Source organism: Enteractinococcus coprophilus, from assembly GCF_006716305.1.
Classification (GTDB): domain Bacteria; phylum Actinomycetota; class Actinomycetes; order Actinomycetales; family Micrococcaceae; genus Yaniella; species Yaniella coprophila.
This window is the reverse complement of the sequence record NZ_VFOU01000001.1, coordinates 474,393-492,949: the sequence shown is the minus strand read 5'-3', so window position 1 is coordinate 492,949 and position 18,557 is coordinate 474,393. Positions and strand designations below refer to the sequence as shown.

The 18,557-nt window shown below is 56.4% G+C and carries 17 protein-coding genes; 9 read left to right on the top strand and 8 right to left on the bottom strand.

The features are described from left to right. Window positions 1–160 precede the first annotated feature (160 nt). From paaZ to FB556_RS02265, 6 genes are all read right to left on the bottom strand, one after another. Window positions 161–2,263, bottom strand: coding sequence for a phenylacetic acid degradation bifunctional protein PaaZ (gene paaZ / locus FB556_RS02290; protein ID WP_141864371.1), 2,103 nt, complete (start codon window positions 2,261–2,263; stop codon window positions 161–163). Window positions 2,264–2,378: 115 nt separating this feature from the next. Beyond that, complete coding sequence (locus FB556_RS02285; protein WP_141864370.1) at window positions 2,379–3,197, bottom strand: enoyl-CoA hydratase/isomerase family protein; 819 nt, start codon at window positions 3,195–3,197, stop codon at window positions 2,379–2,381. A gap of 104 nt (window positions 3,198–3,301) precedes the next feature. Beyond that, a complete protein-coding gene (locus FB556_RS02280; RefSeq protein WP_141864368.1) occupies window positions 3,302–4,666 on the bottom strand; it encodes an MFS transporter in 1,365 nt (454 codons plus the stop codon). Window positions 4,667–4,920: 254 nt separating this feature from the next. Then, entirely contained in the window at window positions 4,921–5,391 is a 471-nt protein-coding gene (locus tag FB556_RS02275; protein ID WP_141864366.1) for a PaaI family thioesterase, read from the bottom strand. 153 nt (window positions 5,392–5,544) lie between these two features. Next, the gene (locus FB556_RS02270; RefSeq protein WP_141864365.1) at window positions 5,545–6,648 is read right to left on the bottom strand and encodes a mandelate racemase/muconate lactonizing enzyme family protein; all 1,104 of its coding nucleotides are present in this window, start codon (window positions 6,646–6,648) and stop codon (window positions 5,545–5,547) included. 20 nt (window positions 6,649–6,668) lie between these two features. Beyond that, on the bottom strand, window positions 6,669–7,577 hold the full coding sequence (locus tag FB556_RS02265; protein WP_141864363.1) for a LysR substrate-binding domain-containing protein: 909 nt from the start codon (window positions 7,575–7,577) through the stop codon (window positions 6,669–6,671). 254 nt (window positions 7,578–7,831) lie between these two features. Here FB556_RS02265 and FB556_RS02260 point away from each other — a divergent pair, with 254 nt between their 5' ends. Beyond that, window positions 7,832–8,899, top strand: coding sequence for an SLC13 family permease (locus FB556_RS02260; protein ID WP_246057164.1), 1,068 nt, complete (start codon window positions 7,832–7,834; stop codon window positions 8,897–8,899). Window positions 8,900–8,973: 74 nt separating this feature from the next. On the opposite strand, the gene FB556_RS02255 is transcribed toward FB556_RS02260, so the two are convergent. Then, a complete protein-coding gene (locus FB556_RS02255; RefSeq protein WP_141864361.1) occupies window positions 8,974–10,155 on the bottom strand; it encodes an IS481 family transposase in 1,182 nt (393 codons plus the stop codon). 76 nt (window positions 10,156–10,231) lie between these two features. Here FB556_RS02255 and FB556_RS02250 point away from each other — a divergent pair, with 76 nt between their 5' ends. The 5 genes from FB556_RS02250 to FB556_RS02230 all read left to right on the top strand — a co-directional run bounded on the left by FB556_RS02250 (window position 10,232) and on the right by FB556_RS02230 (window position 14,730). Further along, the gene (locus FB556_RS02250; protein ID WP_246057163.1) at window positions 10,232–10,843 is read left to right on the top strand and encodes an SLC13 family permease; all 612 of its coding nucleotides are present in this window, start codon (window positions 10,232–10,234) and stop codon (window positions 10,841–10,843) included. A 34-nt stretch (window positions 10,844–10,877) separates the two neighbouring features. After that, complete coding sequence (gene catC / locus FB556_RS02245) at window positions 10,878–11,174, top strand: muconolactone Delta-isomerase (RefSeq protein WP_141864356.1); 297 nt, start codon at window positions 10,878–10,880, stop codon at window positions 11,172–11,174. Between the two features lie 279 nt (window positions 11,175–11,453). Continuing rightward, complete coding sequence (locus FB556_RS02240) at window positions 11,454–12,464, top strand: Bug family tripartite tricarboxylate transporter substrate binding protein (protein ID WP_141864354.1); 1,011 nt, start codon at window positions 11,454–11,456, stop codon at window positions 12,462–12,464. A 40-nt stretch (window positions 12,465–12,504) separates the two neighbouring features. Continuing rightward, the gene (locus FB556_RS02235; protein ID WP_141864353.1) at window positions 12,505–13,008 is read left to right on the top strand and encodes a tripartite tricarboxylate transporter TctB family protein; all 504 of its coding nucleotides are present in this window, start codon (window positions 12,505–12,507) and stop codon (window positions 13,006–13,008) included. Between the two features lie 30 nt (window positions 13,009–13,038). Then, window positions 13,039–14,730, top strand: coding sequence for a tripartite tricarboxylate transporter permease (locus FB556_RS02230; protein ID WP_141864351.1), 1,692 nt, complete (start codon window positions 13,039–13,041; stop codon window positions 14,728–14,730). A 15-nt stretch (window positions 14,731–14,745) separates the two neighbouring features. Here the strand turns inward: FB556_RS02230 and FB556_RS02225 are convergent, their stop codons facing one another. Continuing rightward, window positions 14,746–15,642: a LysR family transcriptional regulator gene (locus FB556_RS02225; protein WP_141864349.1), complete on the bottom strand. Its 897-nt coding sequence runs from the start codon at window positions 15,640–15,642 to the stop codon at window positions 14,746–14,748. Window positions 15,643–15,779: 137 nt separating this feature from the next. Between FB556_RS02225 and FB556_RS02220 the strand changes: the two genes are divergently transcribed. From FB556_RS02220 to FB556_RS02210, 3 genes are all read left to right on the top strand, one after another. Further along, on the top strand, window positions 15,780–16,787 hold the full coding sequence (locus FB556_RS02220; protein WP_141864347.1) for an MBL fold metallo-hydrolase: 1,008 nt from the start codon (window positions 15,780–15,782) through the stop codon (window positions 16,785–16,787). Window positions 16,788–16,980: 193 nt separating this feature from the next. Continuing rightward, window positions 16,981–17,328, top strand: a complete 348-nt coding sequence (locus FB556_RS02215; RefSeq protein ID WP_141864345.1) for a bifunctional 3-phenylpropionate/cinnamic acid dioxygenase ferredoxin subunit — start codon at window positions 16,981–16,983, stop codon at window positions 17,326–17,328. Beyond that, window positions 17,325–18,521: an NAD(P)/FAD-dependent oxidoreductase gene (locus FB556_RS02210; protein ID WP_141864343.1), complete on the top strand. Its 1,197-nt coding sequence runs from the start codon at window positions 17,325–17,327 to the stop codon at window positions 18,519–18,521. Before FB556_RS02215 ends, FB556_RS02210 begins: the two co-directional genes overlap by 4 nt. Window positions 18,522–18,557 lie beyond the last annotated feature (36 nt).

The following is an 18,557-nucleotide window of genomic DNA, read 5'->3' as shown; positions in this document are numbered from 1 at the left end:
TCATAGCACGGATTGTACTTTGGCAGGGCACGAATATCACTACGATGCGCAACGACGGAAGATTGGTCGGTCGCACTGAACCTGTGCAACCACAACAGGGGCGGGCCATTCGGTGCTGAATGGCCCGCCCCTGTTGTGGAAGGTGTGAGGTGGAAGCGTGTTACTTGGCGTACTGTTCCGGCCAGGTTTTGGTGACCAGGGTCAGGACGTCGTAGGTTGCGACGATCTCGTCGTTTTGGTTGTGTAGCACGGCATCCCAGCGGACTTCACCGTATTCATCGGTGACGCGCGGGGTGATCTGCTTGGCGGTCAGGGTGACGCGGATTGAGTCATCGTAAGTGACCGGGGTGATGAACGTTAGATTCTCCAAGCCGTAGTTCGCTAGGACGGGCCCTGGTGCGGCGTCGACGAACAACCCTGCAGCCCAGGAAACCAGCAGGTAACCGTGGGCCACACGACGCGGGAAGAACGGGTTGGCCATCGCGGCTTCTTCGTCGGTGTGCGCGTAGAACTTGTCACCGGTTTCTTCGGCGAAGTCCAGAATCTCCTGCAGGCTCACGTGGCGCAGTTCGGAGGCGAACTGATCACCGATGCGCAGGGTATCCAGTGGCTTACGGAATGGATGAACGCCTGTGCCCTCGTCGACCATCTGGCGGGTGACGGTATTGGCTTTGGCGCCCTGGTGCCACACGCCGGTGATGGCGGTGAGCATATCGGGCGAACCCTGAACCGCGGAGCGCTGCATGTAGTGCTGGACGGCACGCACGCCACCGAGTTCTTCGCCGCCGCCTGCGCGACCCGGACCACCGTGGACCAGATGGGCGACTGGCGAGCCGTGACCGGTTGAGGTCTTGGCGGTGTCACGGTTCAGGACGTGGAGACGACCGTGGTGGGCGGAGATGCCGAGGGTGGTTTCGGCAACGTAGGCTTCGTCATTCGAGGTAACGGTTGCGACCAGTGAGCCGCCACCAAGTGCGGCCAGGCGCACGGCTTCGGCCGGGGTGCCATCGTAGCCGATAACCGAGGTGACCGGACCAAAGGCTTCAACATTGTGGACGGCGTGAGTATTCGCGTCGTCGAATTCTAGGATGGTGGGCGGGAAGAACGCGCCGGTCTCATCGTACTGGTCAACTTGATCGGGACCGCCCAGGCGGACCTTGCCACCGGCATCGATCAGCTGCTGGGTGGCCTTGGCAACGTCGTGCTGCTGATCCTTGGAAGCCAGCGGACCCATGGTGGTGCCCTCGGCATCTGAAATACCGACAGTGATCTTTTCGGTCAGACGGTTTGCCAGGGCCGTAATGAATGGTTCCTTGATCGCCTCTGGGACAATGACCCGACGGATCGCGGTACATTTCTGGCCGGCCTTAGCCGTCATCTCGACGAATACGGCCTTGACGAACGCGTCGAATTCTTCGGTGCCTTCGGTCGCGTCCGGGCCTAGGATCGCGGCGTTGAGCGAGTCGGCTTCGGCGGTGAAGCGGACGCCACCATTGAGTACGCTGTCGTGGCTGCGCAGCGTATTGGCGGTGGATAGGGAACCGGTGAAGGCAACGTGATCGCGGTAGTCCAGGTGATCCAACAGGTCACGGGCCGAGCCGGAGAGCAGCTGCAGCGAACCTTCGGGCAGAATGCTGGATTCCAGCATCATGCGTACGACGGCTTCGGTGACATAACCGGTCGACGTCGCGGGTTTAACGATGGTTGGGACACCGGCAATAAACGACGGTGCGAATTTCTCTAAAAAACCCCAGATCGGGAAGTTGAACGCGTTGATCTGGACGGCCACACCGGGAATGCGCTGGTAGATGTGGGTACCCAAGAACGAGCCATCGCGGGAGAGGACTTCGGTCTTGCCATCGATAATGACGTTGCTGTTGGGCATTTCGCGGCGACCCTTGGAAGAGAACACAAACAGCGTGGAGATCCCGCCGTCGGTGTCAATGTAATGGTCGCGCTGGGTGGCACCGGTGCGGAAAGAGACTTTGTAGAGGTCCTCTTTGCGCTCGTTCAGATACTGTGCCAGCTCTTTGATTTTCAGTGCGCGCTCGTGGGTGGTCAGCTCACCGAGCGAGCCCTGACCAACGGTGCGAGCGTAGTCCACCATGCCGGCGATATCGATGCCATCTGAAGAAACCTGGGTGACCAGTTCACCGGTGTTTGCATCAAGAACTTGCGCGATGTTTTCTGGAGCGTCAGGAGCTTGCCACTTTCCCTGTGCATACGACGACAGGACAGTTTGCGCGGGTGCGTTGATTGTCATGAGGGTAAAGACTCCTTATTACAGTCTGAACGTTCGTTCGGTTATTGCGGCCAGTATAGCGTAGATAACATTGCCCGGCCACCCAGTATTGCGATCTACGTCACCTGTATGGTGGTTATTTCTTGCGTCGATCCAGGAAGGTTTGCATGCGATCGAACTTGGCTTCGGATTCAAACAGGATCGCCTGTCCGAGGTCATCGGCCCATGGGTGGGCCTCTCGCGGCAGCTTGAAAACGCGCTTGGTGACTTGGACTGCCAGCTGGTCTTGTTCGGCGATCTTATCGGCCAGTTCGTGGGCTGCATCCATGAGGTCTTCGGGTTCATGGATGGAGTTGATCAGGCGGTATTGCAGTGCCTCTTCGGCGTTGAGCATGCGCCCGGTCAGTAGTAATTCCAGGGCGATGGTCTCGCCAGCGAGTTCTTTGATGCGCCACATCGCGCCGGCGGCGGGGGAAATGCCCAGGTTAGTTTCGGGCTGGCTGAAGCGCACCTTGGTGGAGGCAATGCGGAAATCGGCTGCCCAGGCCAGTTCGGCGCCACCGCCCAGTGCAAAACCGTCGATCGCTGCGATGACCGGCATGGGGAGTTCGTTGATACGGTTGAAGATTTTCGAGTTCACGCCCCGCAAGGCGTCATGCCGACGGCGCTCGCGGAGCTGGGCGATGTCAGCGCCCGAAGCAAAGATTCCGCGGGTGCGGGTCGGGTCTTTCGGGTGCGGGGCTTCGGTGCCGGTAATGATCAGGGTGTGGGGGTGATCTTCCAGCCACTGGCACAGGGCATGAAATTCATTGACCATGGTCTGATCGATCGCGTTGAGCACTTCGGGGCGATTCATTGCGGCGACCACCCGGTCTGGTTTCTCGTGATCGAGCCGCACTTCAAGTGCCTGGAAATCCGCGGTCAGAGTTTTCAGTTCGTCAAACAGTGTCGACATGAGTGTTTCCTTTCGTGTGGTGTAGTTCAACGGCCGACGGCGCCGGAAACCGTGATGAAACGGTATCCGGCGCCGAAGCGAGGTGCTTTGTGGTTATACCTAGGTTAGGCCTTGGTGACGGCAGCTGCTGTAGCCTGCTCTGCGCTCAGCGCGGCGTCGTCGTCACTGAGGTCGCGGCCTTCGACGGATTTCGGTACGAGGATGACGGCAATAAGTGAGACTGTCGCCAAGGCGGCGATGTACACGCCGATCATCCACGATTGGCCGGTGGCGTTGAGGATCATTTCGGAGATCATCGGGGCAAACGCGCCACCGATAATCGAGCCAAATGCATAGCCGATCGACACGCCTGAGTAGCGAACAGCTGCTGGGAACATCTCAGCATACAAGGCCGATTGTGGTCCGTAAGAGGGACCGAGTCCGACGGTCAGCATGAAGATCGCCAGGGTGAACCACACCAGGGAGGCGGTATCGATCAGGAACCACATTGGGATGGCCCAGACAATAATCCAGGCATATCCGATGATGAAGGTCTTGCGTTTGCCGATCTTGTCACCGATCCAACCGCCGAACATGGTGAAGGCCAACCAACCCAGACCACCGATGATCGAGGCCACCAGGGTGGCCGAGCGCGGCATGCCCAACACGTTGGCACCGTAAGAGGCGAAGAAAGCGATGACGAGATAGCCTGCGGCGTTGTTGGCGGCGAAGATCAGTGCGGCCAGAATGACGGGGCGCTTATGGTTGCGTAGCAGTTCGCCCAGGGGTGCTGAGGATTCTTTGCGGCGTTCCTGCATTTCGGTAAAGACGGGTGATTCGGCCACGGCGCGACGAATGAGGTAGCCGACCAAGATCAGAACGACCGACGACAGGAATGGCACGCGCCAGCCCCATGCCAAGAATTGCTCTTCGGTGAGGAAGCTGGTCAGTCCGAACATGAACAGGGTGGCTAGGATCATGCCCAGTGGGACGCCAATCTGCGGGTATGACCCGAAGAAGGAGCGCTTATTGGTTGGGGCGTGCTCTACCGACATCAGCGCAGCACCACCCCATTCGCCACCTGCAGAGAAGCCCTGCAGAATACGCATCAGGATCAACAGGATCGGGGCGGCTACCCCGATGGTCGCATAGGTTGGCAACAGGCCGATCGCCGCAGTGGCGACACCCATACCCATCAGGGTGATGACAAGCATGAGTTTGCGCCCGTATTTATCGCCGAGGTGGCCGGCAACGATGGCACCCAGTGGACGGAAGAGGAAGGAAATACCGACGGAAGCCCACGACACAATCTGTGCCAGGCCAGGACTCTCGGCGGCTAATGGTTCGAAGAAGAGCGGTGCCAGGACGAACGCTGCGGCCTGAGCGTAAATGAAGAAGTCGTACCATTCGATGGTGGTGCCGACGAGTGTTCCTGCAAGGACGCGGCGCTGCTCAGCTCGAGTGCGCACGCGAGGCGTAGTCGTGGACATGTTCTCTCCAGTGACAATAGGAATGATGCATTGGTGTGTGAGTGATGGCCCAGATGATCGGGGCGCTCTTGCCGACCGTTAACTCACTGAACGATCGGTCTGGAAAAGTATTATGCCACACATGTGAGCATAGTCACAACTAACGCGTGATTCTGCGGTTTTCTGGTCGATACATCCGTGTCTGGGGCCCAGTCCGCTGGGGTCAGAGTGCCTCGTCAACGCCCGGATGCCACTTCGATTAAGGTTCTGCTGAGCTATGCGCGTGGCGTCCGTGGAATAGTTCTGAAACGCCCCCGGAATTCGGCGATGATCGTGTCGTTGTCATCGGTGATGGTAACGTCGCACAGGCCCGAGCGTCCGGTGGTCGTGTGCCGTCGCCCCACCGCCGTTAGTGGGGTGTTGACTGGGGCAGAGGCGATGAAGTGAATGTCTGAGCCCTGGGTGACCGAGATGGTGGTGCCGTCGCCGTCGGGGTTATTGCACGCCCAGGCGAATAGCGTGTCGGCAAACGCAAAGAGCATCCCACCGTGGGCGATGTCGAAACCATTGAGCATTTCGGGACGAATAGTCATGTGCCCTTTGGCGTAACCCTCGGCGTACTCGGAGATGGTGATGCCCAGCCAGTCGGCGGCTTTATCCACACCGAGTATTGGGTGATCATGGGGCCCAAAGGTGCCGCGTTTGACGGTCTGATCATTCGAAGCGGAGTGCGCGTTATTCGTCATGAGGGATATCGTAGTCGTGTTTTATCGACGCTGTGCGATGCACAGGGGGCAATTCCGGATCGACCCGTCTATGAGATGCCACTGGCCTATGCCCTCACGTGGTGTGAGAACATAGGCCAGTGGCGCTGTTCGGTGGCTGACAGCCTGGGATGGTTATTTGTCGGTGCGGTAGTGTTCCAATTTGTCTGCGTCAATCTCGGCGCCCACACCTGGCAGGTCACGAACGGAGATCCGGCCGTCGACGATCTTGATTGGATCGGCCAGCAGGTCATCCGACATATCCAAGAAGTTCGACAGTTCACCCGCGCGGGCAGAAGTTGCTCGGTGCGCGGCACCGAAGGTCACGGTTGCCATTGAGCCAACTTGCGTGTCGATCTGGTTGCCCATCGTGACATCTACACCGAGCCCGGTGCACAGGCCCAGGATCTCGGTGGCCTCGGTGAACCCGGAGCGTGCGGTCTTGATACATATCGCATTCGCCCCGCCGGATAGGAGCTCGCGCGAAGCGTCGCCGGCGGTTGGCACCGATTCATCGGCAACGATCGGGATCGGGGAGTGGTCGACCAGACGGCGGCGACTCATGGCCTCTTTGGCATCGCATGGTTCTTCCAGCATGGTCAGCCCCAGATCAGCGGTCTGGCGTAGCACTTCCATGGCCTCATTGGCGGTCCAGCCGCGGTTGGCGTCCAGGTAAATTTCGACGTCGTCGCCCAGTCCTTCACGCAAGACATGGCAGGCTTCAATGTCCAAGGAGAGGGGCCGACGTCCGACTTTGAGTTTGAACGTGGTGATGCCATAATCTTCGCCGAAGCGTTGAGCTTCTTCCAGCAGTTCCTGAGCCGGTTTGAATCCCAACATGTGGCTGACGCGCATCGAGTCGGTGTAGCCGCCCAATAGTTTATGGACCGGGGTGTCTAGGGCTTTACCCATGAGGTCCCACAGGGCGATATCGACGGCACCTTTGGCCACCTGGTTGTTGATTGTCCGGTGCATCACGGCGTGGACTTTTTCGCGGTCAAAAGGATCCAGCCCGACGATTTCCGGGCCAAAAATATCTTCAACGATCACTTTGATCGACGTCTGCGTCTCACCGTAGGTGTAGGGCCGCGGCGGCGCATCCGCGGTCCCGGTGATCCCAGCATCGGTGTGAATACGCACCACAATGTGGTCGGCGGTGGTGACTTCACCGGAGGCAAATTTCAGCGGATGCGTATAGGGAATCGCATACGGGATTGCTTCGACGGCAGTGATCTTCATGTTTGCTCCAAGGAACTTCTTTACGATTGGTTATTTTGGTTTTCTAAATTTTTGGTGGCTTCGCGTGCCAATTCGATAAACGAGGACAATAACGGGCTGGTGTTTCCGGTTTTCCATGCGGTCCCCAGCCCCACCGAGACTTCTTCTTCAAGGGGTCGGACGACGATGGATGCGGACAAGGGCAGGGATTGCGAGCCGGGGACAAATGTCACGCCCAAACCAGCGCCGACCAGGGCGATCAGTGTGGATGTTTCGGTGGCTTCCTGGACGATACGCGGGCGGAATCCGGCCTGTCGCGCCATTTCGGCCATGACCGAGAAGACCGAGGAGCTGCGCGGGTACCCGACGATGTCCTCCTTGGCGAACGCTCGAATGCTCACCGGCCCGGTTTCCTGGGCGAGTTCGTGGTGTTGGGGCAGGACGGCGACCAAACGGGTTTGTTGGATCTCGTCGATACTGATCTCGCCTGATTGCACCGGTGGGCGCAGGATGGCGACGTCCAACCGGTTTTCTAGGAGCGCCTCTTCCATTTGCGGCGTCAACTTTTCTCCCGCAACTTGTAACCGCACCAGCGGCATGCGAGCTCGGGCCAGCCGTACGATTTCGGGCATGAGGCGGTAGGTCGCGGTGCCGGCGAAGCCCACGCGTAAAATTCCGGCGGCCCCGCGGCCAATTTCGGCGACGTCGTGTTTTGTGGCCTCGACGTCGGCCAGAATCTGTCGAGCACGCTGCATCAAGAGGGCCCCGGCCTCAGTTAGTTCGACTTTTCGGGTCGTGCGTTCTAAAAGGAGCGTATCCAGTTCAGCTTCTAGCTGTTTGATCTGGCTCGACAGGGGCGGCTGGGCCATATGCAGCCGATCGGCTGCTCGACCAAAGTGCTTTTCTTCGGCGACGGCAAGGAAATACCGCAGGTGACGTAGTTTAACCATGGTCCTCCTTTATGATCCAGCCGGGCAGGTGCACAGCATCGACAACAGGCTACGCCGGGGATCCGGTACAAGTGAAAGACTTCTTACAGGGCAATTCATATGCCTAGCATATCAATTGCGTCCATTTTCATACTTTTGTATCTAGATTAGTTGGTCTATGGTGAGTCAGGTCATCCCAGCGGGTGACCGTGACCATTAAGCACTGTGGCCTCGTCTAGGGGTCCAAACATCACTGACTTCATCGAGGAGGAACCGTGACTGTCACAAATCAGGACCAGGCAGCGGTGGACAAGCCAGCCATCGGTTCGCAAGCTGGCCCCCAGGACGCGCTAGATAGCGTATCGAAACGCAACTGGTGGTTAGTCGCACTGGGTCCCCTTGCTGGGCTAGCGCTGGGGCTCATCTTGCCCGACTCGTTGTCGTTCGAAGGTCGCGCCGTCGCAGGTGCCGCCCTGTGGATGGCCATCTGGTGGATTACCGAAGCCGCCCCGATCCCGGTGACCTCACTGTTGCCACTGGTGCTCTTCCCGTTATTCGGTATGGGCACCATGGCCGAAGTTGCCTCACCGTACGCCGATACCGTGATCTTCCTGGTCATGGGCGGTGTGATCCTTGGTTTGGCAGCGGAGAAGTCTCAGCTACACATGCGCGTTGCGCTCCTGACCATTCGACTGGTCGGGACCAAGCCCTCTCAAATCGTGCTGGGCTTGATGATGGCTTCGGCCTTTATTTCGATGTGGGTTTCCAACACCGCGACGGCCGTCATTATGGTGCCGATTGCCGTGTCGATCCTGAGTCTTGTCCGCTCGATTGATCCGGATGCCGTCGGCAAGAAATTTGCCGCCTCGATGCTCTTGGGCGTCGCCTATGGCGTAAGCATCGGCTCCACGGCGACCGTCATTGGGCAACCACCGATGGCCCTGATGAAGGGCTACCTCATGGAGTCTTACGGTTTTGACCTGACGTTCGGCACTTGGATGCTCGTGGGTGTTCCGTGGGCTGCTGTCATGTTGTTCATTGCTTGGATTGTGTTGACGAAAATTGTCTACCGCCCCGAGATTGACTCGCTGCCCGGCGGAAAAGAACTCATCCGCGACGAACACGCCAAACTCGGCAAAATGTCGACCGCAGAACGCCGCGTTGGCTACATTTTTGCTGCAGCGATCTTCTTCTGGATCTTCGTGCCGTTCATTGCCCAAATCGGCTGGGTTGCCGAAAACATCCCTTTCCTGAGCACCATCAATGACGCCCAGGTTGCGATGGCGGCTGCAATCGCGTGTTTCATCGTCCCTGTCCTGAGTCGCGACATCGTTGACAGATGAGTCGCGACATGGATGACAAAAGCCGCAGAATGTATTTTCTGCGGCTTTTGTCGTTCCCGGGGTTGTTCATGGGTTCATTCACTGAGGGGTTTGCGCCAGGTCGGTTTCTGATAATCCTTGGTGGCGTCCAAGATATATTCGGTGAGGATCTCGCCGGTGGCCGCATCTGAGATAGTGACGTGGTCGTTGTGGATGAGCATCAGCACTTGCTTGCCGCGGTGCGCGGAGCCGATGCCCAGATGGCGGATTTTGCTGGCGTAGCGCAGTGTGACTTTCCCGTTGTTGTCCACCCGGTCGGTGCGGGTGCGGTATTCGGTGTCATGGGTGGTGTTCGGGGTGGCTTTGGGTAAGGCCGTGTAGGCCTGGGCTGGGGTGCGCCGGTTGATCGCTCGGTGGGGTCGTTCGGTGTTATACCAGGTAGCAAAGGTATCCAAGAGCATTTGCAGTTGTTCTAGGGAGGCCGGCAATGAGCGGGCGCCCAGCCAGCGTTTGAGGGTTTGGTGGAAGCGTTCGATTTTGCCTTGGGTTTGCGGATGTGATGGTGCCCCGTTGCGTTGTTGGATGTGATGGGCGGCTAGCAGTTTTTCGAACCCGTTTTTGGCCCCGGGCCGGCTGGTGAATCGAGCAGTGAACACCATCCCGTTATCCGTCAACGTGGCAGCTGGCGGCCCATAGGTGGTGATCAGCTGGTCCATCACGGCCACGACATCGGCGCTGGTCCACAGGGCTTTGGCCTGGATGGTCAATAGCAACCTGGAATGATCATCTAAGAAATCTAGGATCTCCACCCGGGTGCCATCGACTAAGAACCAGTAGGTGATATCGGCTTGCCAGCACCCATTGGGTAGTTCGGCTTGGAATCGGATATACGAGGATTTCGGACGCTTCTTCGGCTGGGCCACCACCAGTCCGGCGGCGCGCAGGATGCGTTGGATGGTGGAGGTCGATGGCACGTGGAAGCCCTCTCGGGCCAGATGCCAGGCAATGGTCTCTGGGCCAGCATCGGCCCCGTTAGCCACTAGGGTTTGACGCAAGCCAATAACCCGGGCCCGCACCGTCTCGGTCGTCGTTTGCGGCCGGGATTTGGGTGCCTTAGATTGCGGCAAGACCGCCGCAACCCCACCGGATCGATACCGTTGCACGAGCTGATGGACCCATTGCCGGGACACTCCAAACTTCGCTGCAGCCTGAGCAATACTCAAGCCTTGATCTACCACCGAGCGAGCAATAACCAGATTCTTTTGTGAGCTAGACATAGCTCATCATTGCCGGCAGCACTGTCAACGATGTCGCGACTCACCGGTCAACGATCACTGTCCCAAAATGTCAACGATGTCCCGACACATCGGTCAACGGTCTCTTGGGTTCAGTCCAGTCAAAACCTGTCAACGATGTCGTGACACTAGACAGTGTTTCATCGTCCCAGCAGAACGTGTCCGCGATGATCGCTCTGGGGCGCCACTCCTGCGGTGGTCTGCAGCCAAAGAAATCCCCTGGGGACTGCTCTTGCTCTTCGGTGGCGGCCTGTCGCTATCGGCCATGTTCACTCAGACCGGCTTTAGCGAATGGGTCGGCGAACAAGTCTCCGGGCTGAGCTGGATGTCATCTGCGCTCATTATTTTCGCGGTCATCCTCGTCTGTCTCATCCTCACCGAGCTGACGTCAAACACCGCAACCGCCGCGGCATTCCTACCGATCTTCGGTGCGGTGGCCGTCGGTATTGGATTAGACCCACTGTTCATGACCGTCGCCGTCACCCTGGCCGTCTGCTCCGCATTCATGTTGCCGGTTGCAACCCCGTCGAACGCAGTAGCCTTTGGTTCTGGCGAAATCACCATCAAACAGATGGCGCGCGCAGGGTTGGTCCTGAACATTATTTCCCTGGGCATGATCATGCTGGTCATGTACACCCTCGTGCCGGTGGTCTTCGGCATTAGCATGTAACCGATCCACATTTCCGTCTACGAAAGGACACCGCATGCTGTTTCTTGCACGCATGGACGTCATCTTCCCAGAATCTATGGACTCCGCAACCAAGGCGGATTTCCAAGTCCGGGAGAAAGAATACTCCGGTAACCTGCAGCGGCAGGGGATCATGAAAGGTATCTGGCGCGTGGTCGGCGAATACGCGAACTACTCGATTTTCGATGTTGATGGTCACGATGAGCTTCATGAGATCCTGTCGGGCTTCCCAATGTTCCCGTACATGGATGTCAAGGTCACCCCACTAGCAAAGCATCCTAATGCAACCTCGGATGACTTTTTCGCGGGCTAAACCAAAACGTGAATGAAGCGCTCCAGGACGGCTCTGATGGTAGGCCCGCCCTGGAGCGTTTTTTGCTCCGGATGCGCTTCCGATGGGTGCCGATGTTGCAGATAAATTACGGTTATGTACGTTCTAGCTGGGGGCAGGCCACCAGCGGATACGCCTCAGGTCGTAATGCCCCAGGCCATAAGTAGAGTTGATGGACCTTATAAAATAGTTCTAATTGCCTTATGTGTGTGAGGCGTGTCATAGTTGTGCCCTCAGGACTCACACTCTTTACAAGGAGACATGATGAACTTTCGTCGCACGATTTTTGCTGGAGCTACTGCTGCTGTCTTGGCGTTAACCATGGCCGCATGTGGGCCACAAGGTAGCAATGGCGATGCCTCTGCAGAGGACTATCCACAGGGCAATATTGAAATGATCGTGGGTTTTGCCGCCGGTGGGCACAACGACTCCGTTGCACGAAAATTTGCCGAAGGTCTTGGGGAAGAACTCGGTAGTCGCGTTCTAGTCGTCAACCGCGAAGGCGGTGGCGGTTCGATTGGCACGACCGAAGCGGCCAACGCCGCAGCGGACGGTTACACTCTGCTCTTTGCACCAACAGGGGCCTTTACTTCGACCATGTTGCAGCAAGATGTGTCTTATGAAATCGAGGACTTCCGCTCGATTGCACCGGTAGCCGAAAACACCTTCGTCATCGCGGTGCCGGAAGACTCACCGATTCAAGAGTTCGAAGATCTTGCAGATGCCACAGACCGGTTGACCTTCTCCGCTTTTGGTGAGGGACACAATACGCACCTCATCGGTGAATCCATCGTTGATAAATATGATCTGGATGCTGAGGTCGTGGCCTTTCCCGGTAGTCCTCCTGCCCTGCAGGCCATCGTCAACGGTGACGTCGATTTTGGTGTTCAAGATGTCACTTCCGCTTTACCTCGTATTGCATCGGGAGAAGTGCGCCCATTGGCCGTGACAACCGAGTATGTGCCAGAAAAACTGGAAGAGATTGCCCCAGATCTTCCTTCGATCGCCGACTATGACTTGGAAAACGCTCTATTCGCGGGATCGCAAGCTCTGGCCATTCAATCCGAAGCCAGCGACGAACTTGTCAACAAGCTTCGTGAAGCCTCCGAAAACGTTACATCCTCTGAAGAATTCATCAGCTTCCTGGCAGAGTCCGGCAGCGTGGTACCTGACCATGACCAAGGCGAAGCATGGTTCACGGACTATATGCCACGTGAATTACAACGCTTCCGCGATCTCTATGAAGATCTTGGCATTCCTACGGTTGACTAATTACTTGCCACCACTCTTTACCTGAAGCTTGAGGACTTCCATGACGTCCAAAGAAGAATATACGACTGGCGATGAGATTTATGATCTCGACGTCTATGAGGGTCGGCCGCCATACACTGAGCCCGGACGGACCGATTGGTACTCTCCATTCATCGTGCTGATCGTGGGCGTAGTCCTGCTCATTCCTTCGATCCAGCTAGGATTAGGAGATCTGACACGACCGGGGCCGGGCATGTGGCCAGCCATTAACGCTGGAATCTTGTTGCTCATGGCACCTGCGATTCTGATCGCACGGCACAAATTCGAGCCACCGACATATCAAGGTCTGCTGCGCGTGATTGGAATCGCGGTACCGCTGCTGATCTTTGTACCGCTCTACGACTATATGGGACTCATCGGTGCCGGCGCGTTTGCGGTGTTTATCATTGGCAGATTCGTCGGAAAATTGGGCTGGATCGCGACGATCTTGTGCACAATCTTAATTCCTGTCTCGGTCTATATCATCTTCTCCGTGTTATTGGGAGTCACCTTGCGGGGCTTCTAAAGCTCGCGGTGACGCAACGTAGGAATACTCATGAATGAAATTCTCGAGGGGCTAGGCCACGGTTTTTCCGTGGCGTTCCAGCCCGAAAATCTCTTATTCGTCTTCATCGGTGTCACGGTAGGAACCTTGATCGGGCTCATTCCGGGTCTAGGGCCGGTTGCCACGATCGCACTGTTACTTCCGTTAACGTTCAGTCTGGAACCTGCTAGCGCCATCGTGATGCTGGCTGGAATCTACTATGGCTCGATGTACGGTGGTCGAATACCGGCCATCTTGCTTCGCTTACCGGGTGATGCGTCGGCGGTAGTTACGACTTTCGATGGTTATCCACTCACCCAGCAGGGCAAGGCCGGCCCAGCGCTAGGTATCACCGCCATCGGGTCCTTCCTCGGTGGTACTGTGGCTATCCTCGGGCTTACGTTCCTTGCACCAAGCATGGCTTCGTTTGCCGGTCAGATTTCTGCGCCGGATATGTTTATCCTGGCGGCATTAGGCTTGTTGATGGTGACATTCATTGGTTCTGGATCCAAGCCGAAAGCGCTTGCTGCGGCAGCGATGGGGATTCTTGCTGCGATAGTGGGACTAGACCCTGCCACTGGCACTGAACGTTTAACTTTTGGAAACTTTGAGATGACCGCCGGCATCCACGTGGTTGCGGTAGCTGTGGGACTGTTTGGCATCGGTGAGATAATGCACAACGCCCAAGAAGGCTTCTATAAAGGGGCCGGGAAAAAACCACTGGGCCGCATCTTGCCGTCTAAAGCTGACTGGTTGCTGACACGCATGGCAATCCTACGTTCTTCCATTATTGGGTTCTTTATCGGAATTATTCCCGGCGGTGGCGGAACGATTTCCTCGGTCATTGCATACGGTGCCGAGCGTCGGTTCTCAAAACAACCGCAGAAATTCGGAAAAGGTGCCATGGATGGGTTGGCGGCAACTGAAACCGCCGATAATGCTTCGTCAAACTCAGCATTCTTGCCCTTGTTGACCCTCGGAGTTCCACCAAATCCCGTGCTGGCGCTCATCTTCGGTGCGTTGCTGTTACAGAACATCACGCCCGGCCCAGCACTGGTCCAAGAACACCCCGACGTGTTCTGGGGTGTAATCGCCTCGATGTACGTCGGAAATATCATTCTGCTAATCCTCAACTTGCCGTTGATTGGGGTTTTTGTACGGCTACTGAAGATTCCTGGCAACATCATGGCTCCGATTATCTTGATTGTTGCTATTGCCGGAGTGTACTCGGTGCGAAACTCGATGTTCGACGTACTGACCTGTATTCTGTTCGGTATCGCCGGTTACGTTCTTCGAACGTTCAACTTTGACCTGGGACCGTTTGTTCTTGGATTCATTCTCGGACCAATCCTAGAAGAGAACTTCCGTCAAACCATGGTCATGTCCAATGGTTCCTTCGGCATCTTCTTTGAACGACCAGTCCCATTGACCATCATGATCCTGGTGGTTCTAGTCACCATTTGGTTTGCATACGATTCCCGTCGTCGTAAGAACAAAACCCGAGTGACTATGGACCAATTTGCTGAAGCAGAACGTGTTGCCGAGGGGCCACAGCAGGATCTTGCAGCCAGCTTGGCGAATGTCGATACAGGTGAAATCAGCTCCGCTGGCAGTGCCACCGCAGGCGGACCAGGCCATCAGGACACCGATCCAGCGACTAGCGCTGGTGAACACGGTGAGGAATCGAACCCACCGAACCGGTGACAGTAAGTAGCTGGGTTACCGGTCCTGGAGACTCAGATACTCAAGTGCCGCTGTAACTCGAGCATCTGGTTTGAGTTCGGGATGGGTGATTCCTATGACTGCGTTATACGGCATCGGATCGGCGATGGGGATGTATCGAATTTCTCCGCCGTCGTATGTCACTTTGGTTTCCGGAACCAGATTGAGGTAAGACCAGCCTAGACCGTATGCCACCATAGATCTGACCGTCTCATAGTTCTGTGATGGCCACTGAATGTGTGGCTGTAAACCAAGGGCTTTGATCGCATCAGTAATGCGTTCGATTGATGGGGGCATTCGAATCGGAATGAGTGGCTCGTCGATGATTTCAGCTAGATGAATCGACTGTCGCTCGGATAGCGGATGTTGAGCCGATAATGCTACGTGTTGTTGCACCTCAGTAATGACTTTGAAAGGAAAACCTTCCTGCAAACTCAGGTGATAAATAATTCCAAGATCGACTTTGTCCTTACGCACGGCATCGTGGATTTCGAACGGTTGGAATTCCTCGACGTGGATGGTGACTTGCGGATGTTCTTGCTGAAAGTGATGGATCAATGGGGGAATCGCGTAAGGAGAAATGGTAGGCGCGATTGCTATTCGTAGGGTGCCCCGCATTTCGGACAGATCATTTAATACGGCATCGCGGGCGTCTCGCAAAGCATGGACCACGTTTCTGGCGTGGGGGATTAACGCCTCACCCGCCGGAGTGGGAGCCGCTCGTTGGGATGGCCCTCGGATCAGCAGCGAAGCATTCAGCGTCCTCTCTAATTGCTGAATGGCCATCGAAACCGCTGCTTGGCTGATGTGGATATGCCGAGAGGCGGCGCTGATCGAACCATGGTCAACAACGGCTAGGAAATAGTCCAATTGTCGAATAGTAACTTCAGACATTCCCCCGCCCTTCGCAGCCGGTGTTATCAAAAAGATTGAGGTTACACATAAAAACTCTTCAATTTACTCTATGTGGCGTACTTGACACACTTAGGTTTTATATCCAATGACTACATCAAATCGAGGAACGATACACAGTGTCTACTCAGTCTGCTACCCACCACGTCATAACCCTCGGCACGGCCGGCGGTCCAAGATTCTGGAAGGACTCGGAACGATACGGTATTTCAACAGCGATCGTCGTTGAGGACGGTTTCTACTTAGTTGATTGCGGTCACGGTGTTGGTCGCCAAATCGAACGGGCAGGTCTGTTGATGAAGGACCTCAAAGGTGTCTTTATCACTCACCTACACTCGGACCATACCGTAGACCTCAATACTATTGGGCTCTTCGGGCTCTACGAACTGGAATCACGACTCGGGAACCCCGTACCGATTTACGGCCCTGGCAACCGCGGCGCTCTACCGCCAGTATCGCCACAAGCAACGCGCGATCCCCAGCCGCTAGCGCCGCATGATCCAACGCCTGGTACCCGTGCCATGTTTGAAAAGCTCATGGAAGCACATGCCACAGACCTCAATGACCGCATCATTGACTCGCTGCGCCCATCGCCTCTAGATCTTTTTGACGCTCGAGACATTGAGATTCCAAGCGATATTGGTTACCACCCAAATACTTGTCCAACGCCTGATATGACGCCCTTCACAGTTTTTGAAGACGAGTACGTCCGGGTGAGCGCAATATTGGTCGAGCACCCACCAATTGCCCCGGCTTTTGCGTTTCGATTCGACACGTCCCAGGGTTCAGTCGTGATTTCTGGTGACACTACATTCACACCAAACATGATCACAATTTCACAGAATGCAGGGCTCGTTTTGCACGAGGCTATTGATTTTGATTTCATCGACGAGCTCTACGCTGGAAAGACCGATGAAATTTCGAAGGCTTCTCGCGAGCACCACTATAAATCACATACTTCGGTCGAAGATGCGGTTCGTGTCGGTCGTGAAGCAGGAGCCAAGCGACTGGCACTACATCACTTGGTTCCAGGCATGACTTCACCGGAACGTTGGAGGGGCTTTACCCCGGATTTCCACGGAGAGTTCCTCGTGCCGAATGACCTTGAGGTTATTCCCTTCAATTAGGACATCTACGAGAGACGCCGACGACCCTCATGTTCCCGGCGTCTCCACGTGTTTGTTGAATTTGTTGGACGAAAAGCGGGACCCTCTTGACAGTGCGAGACGACTTCGTGAGATGATCGTCACACGTAATGTTGCGCAGTAATCTTCATGTTGCGCATTAGGCAACAATTTCGATTGTCGGTGGGGGTAATCCATGAGTCTGAAAGTCTGTCATCTCAGTGAGCTGACCCCGGGAGAAGGGCTGCGGATTGAGTCGGTGAGCCCGCCCATTGCCGTGTTTCTCACGGAAGAGGGCACAGTCCATGCAATTGATGACACCTGCACGCATCAGGATGCTTCGCTGGCAGCGGGCTGGGTCGAGGACTGCAAAGTCGAATGCCCGCTACACGAGAGTTCATTCTGTTTACTCACCGGAGAGGTCGACCAACCTCCGGCGAAACAGAAAGTGCGCGTCCACACGGTGGAAGTCCGTGGTGACGACGTCCTGGTCGAGCTGTCCCAAGAAGCCCCCAATCTGCCTCCAGGAGTATCGGTCTCATGAATGCCCCAATACATTCCTCAGAGAGCACCGTGCTGATTGTCGGTGCCGGGTTAGCCGGTTATCACGTCGCGCGGCAAGCTCGACAGCACGGGCACACCGGGCCCATCAGCATCATTGGTGATGAGAACCGTCCCGCCTACGATCGTCCGGCTTTGAGTAAAGCATTTCTCAATGGCACCGTGAATTTCGAAGACCTACACCTCGATGATCCTTCAAACCCTTTAGAAGTTACCTGGCACAGTGGCTCCGGTGCTGTGGAACTGTCAACGGAGCCATTGGGCGTCCGGACCGCAGATGGCACCTTCCACGCGGGTGACAACGTTGTGATCGTTACCGGGGCAGAAGCCCAACGCTTGCCGTCATTTGGGCGAAGCGGTGGGGCATTTGTTCTGCGCAACGTCGAAGATGGGTTGGCCCTACGCGAGCGGATGATCGAGGGCCAGCGCATCGCCGTGGTGGGTGGTGGCTTCCTGGGTTTGGAAGCCGTCAGCACCTTTTTGGATCGTGGAGCGGCAGAGATTACGGTCATCGCTGACGAACAATTTCCTGGCGAAGCGCGACTGGGTGCCGCCGTGGGCCAAGCCATCCGGCACTTACATGAACAGCGTGGCGTGAAATTCGGGCCACCGGTCTACGCACATTCTGTGACCGACACCGAAGACGGCAGCCAAGTGCTAAATCTGACCAATGGAGACGCCGTCCAAGCCGACGTCATCGTCTGTGCCATTGGAGCCACTCCGGCAACACGTTGGCTGCGTGACGGCGAGCTGACTTTGGGCCCAAGTGGTGCAATTTTGTGCGACGACTTTGGGTTTACCGGCATCCCAGGGGTCTGGGCTGCCGGTGACTGTGCGCAATGGACCTCGCAAGCCGCCGGCATCCGGCCGATTGGTCAATGGCAAGAAGCCGTAGAACAGGCCCGGATCGTTGCAGCAGCAATTATGGGTGCGCCGCCGGTGCCGTTTCAAGAACCATATTTCTGGTCGGAACAATACGATGTGATGATCCAAGGTGCTGGCCGCATCGCACAATCCAATGAGGTGCACATTCTCGATGGCTCCATCGAAGGTGGCGACCTGTTAGTCAGTTATCGCCTCGACGGCGAAGAGATCGGCATTCTGGGGATGAACCGGATGCGCGAGATCAAACGCTGGCGGAAGATGCGCACGGCGCGCGTTCTGGCTTCTGCTTAACCGCCCCGATACCCACATTCTGCTTTCACTGGTTTT

Excerpts from the sequence above, each read along its gene's own strand:
- paaZ (WP_141864371.1), bottom strand. The coding sequence starts at position 2,263 with ATGACAATCAACGCACCCGCGCAAACTGTCCTGTCGTCGTATGCACAG.
- FB556_RS02285 (WP_141864370.1), bottom strand. The coding sequence starts at position 3,197 with ATGTCGACACTGTTTGACGAACTGAAAACTCTGACCGCGGATTTCCAG.
- FB556_RS02280 (WP_141864368.1), bottom strand. The coding sequence starts at position 4,666 with ATGTCCACGACTACGCCTCGCGTGCGCACTCGAGCTGAGCAGCGCCGC.
- FB556_RS02275 (WP_141864366.1), bottom strand. The coding sequence starts at position 5,391 with ATGACGAATAACGCGCACTCCGCTTCGAATGATCAGACCGTCAAACGC.
- FB556_RS02270 (WP_141864365.1), bottom strand. The coding sequence starts at position 6,648 with ATGAAGATCACTGCCGTCGAAGCAATCCCGTATGCGATTCCCTATACG.
- FB556_RS02265 (WP_141864363.1), bottom strand. The coding sequence starts at position 7,577 with ATGGTTAAACTACGTCACCTGCGGTATTTCCTTGCCGTCGCCGAAGAA.
- FB556_RS02255 (WP_141864361.1), bottom strand. The coding sequence starts at position 10,155 with ATGTCTAGCTCACAAAAGAATCTGGTTATTGCTCGCTCGGTGGTAGAT.
- FB556_RS02250 (WP_246057163.1), top strand. The coding sequence starts at position 10,232 with ATGTCCCGACACATCGGTCAACGGTCTCTTGGGTTCAGTCCAGTCAAA.
- catC (WP_141864356.1), top strand. The coding sequence starts at position 10,878 with ATGCTGTTTCTTGCACGCATGGACGTCATCTTCCCAGAATCTATGGAC.
- FB556_RS02240 (WP_141864354.1), top strand. The coding sequence starts at position 11,454 with ATGATGAACTTTCGTCGCACGATTTTTGCTGGAGCTACTGCTGCTGTC.
- FB556_RS02235 (WP_141864353.1), top strand. The coding sequence starts at position 12,505 with ATGACGTCCAAAGAAGAATATACGACTGGCGATGAGATTTATGATCTC.
- FB556_RS02230 (WP_141864351.1), top strand. The coding sequence starts at position 13,039 with ATGAATGAAATTCTCGAGGGGCTAGGCCACGGTTTTTCCGTGGCGTTC.
- FB556_RS02225 (WP_141864349.1), bottom strand. The coding sequence starts at position 15,642 with ATGTCTGAAGTTACTATTCGACAATTGGACTATTTCCTAGCCGTTGTT.
- FB556_RS02215 (WP_141864345.1), top strand. The coding sequence starts at position 16,981 with ATGAGTCTGAAAGTCTGTCATCTCAGTGAGCTGACCCCGGGAGAAGGG.
- FB556_RS02210 (WP_141864343.1), top strand. The coding sequence starts at position 17,325 with ATGAATGCCCCAATACATTCCTCAGAGAGCACCGTGCTGATTGTCGGT.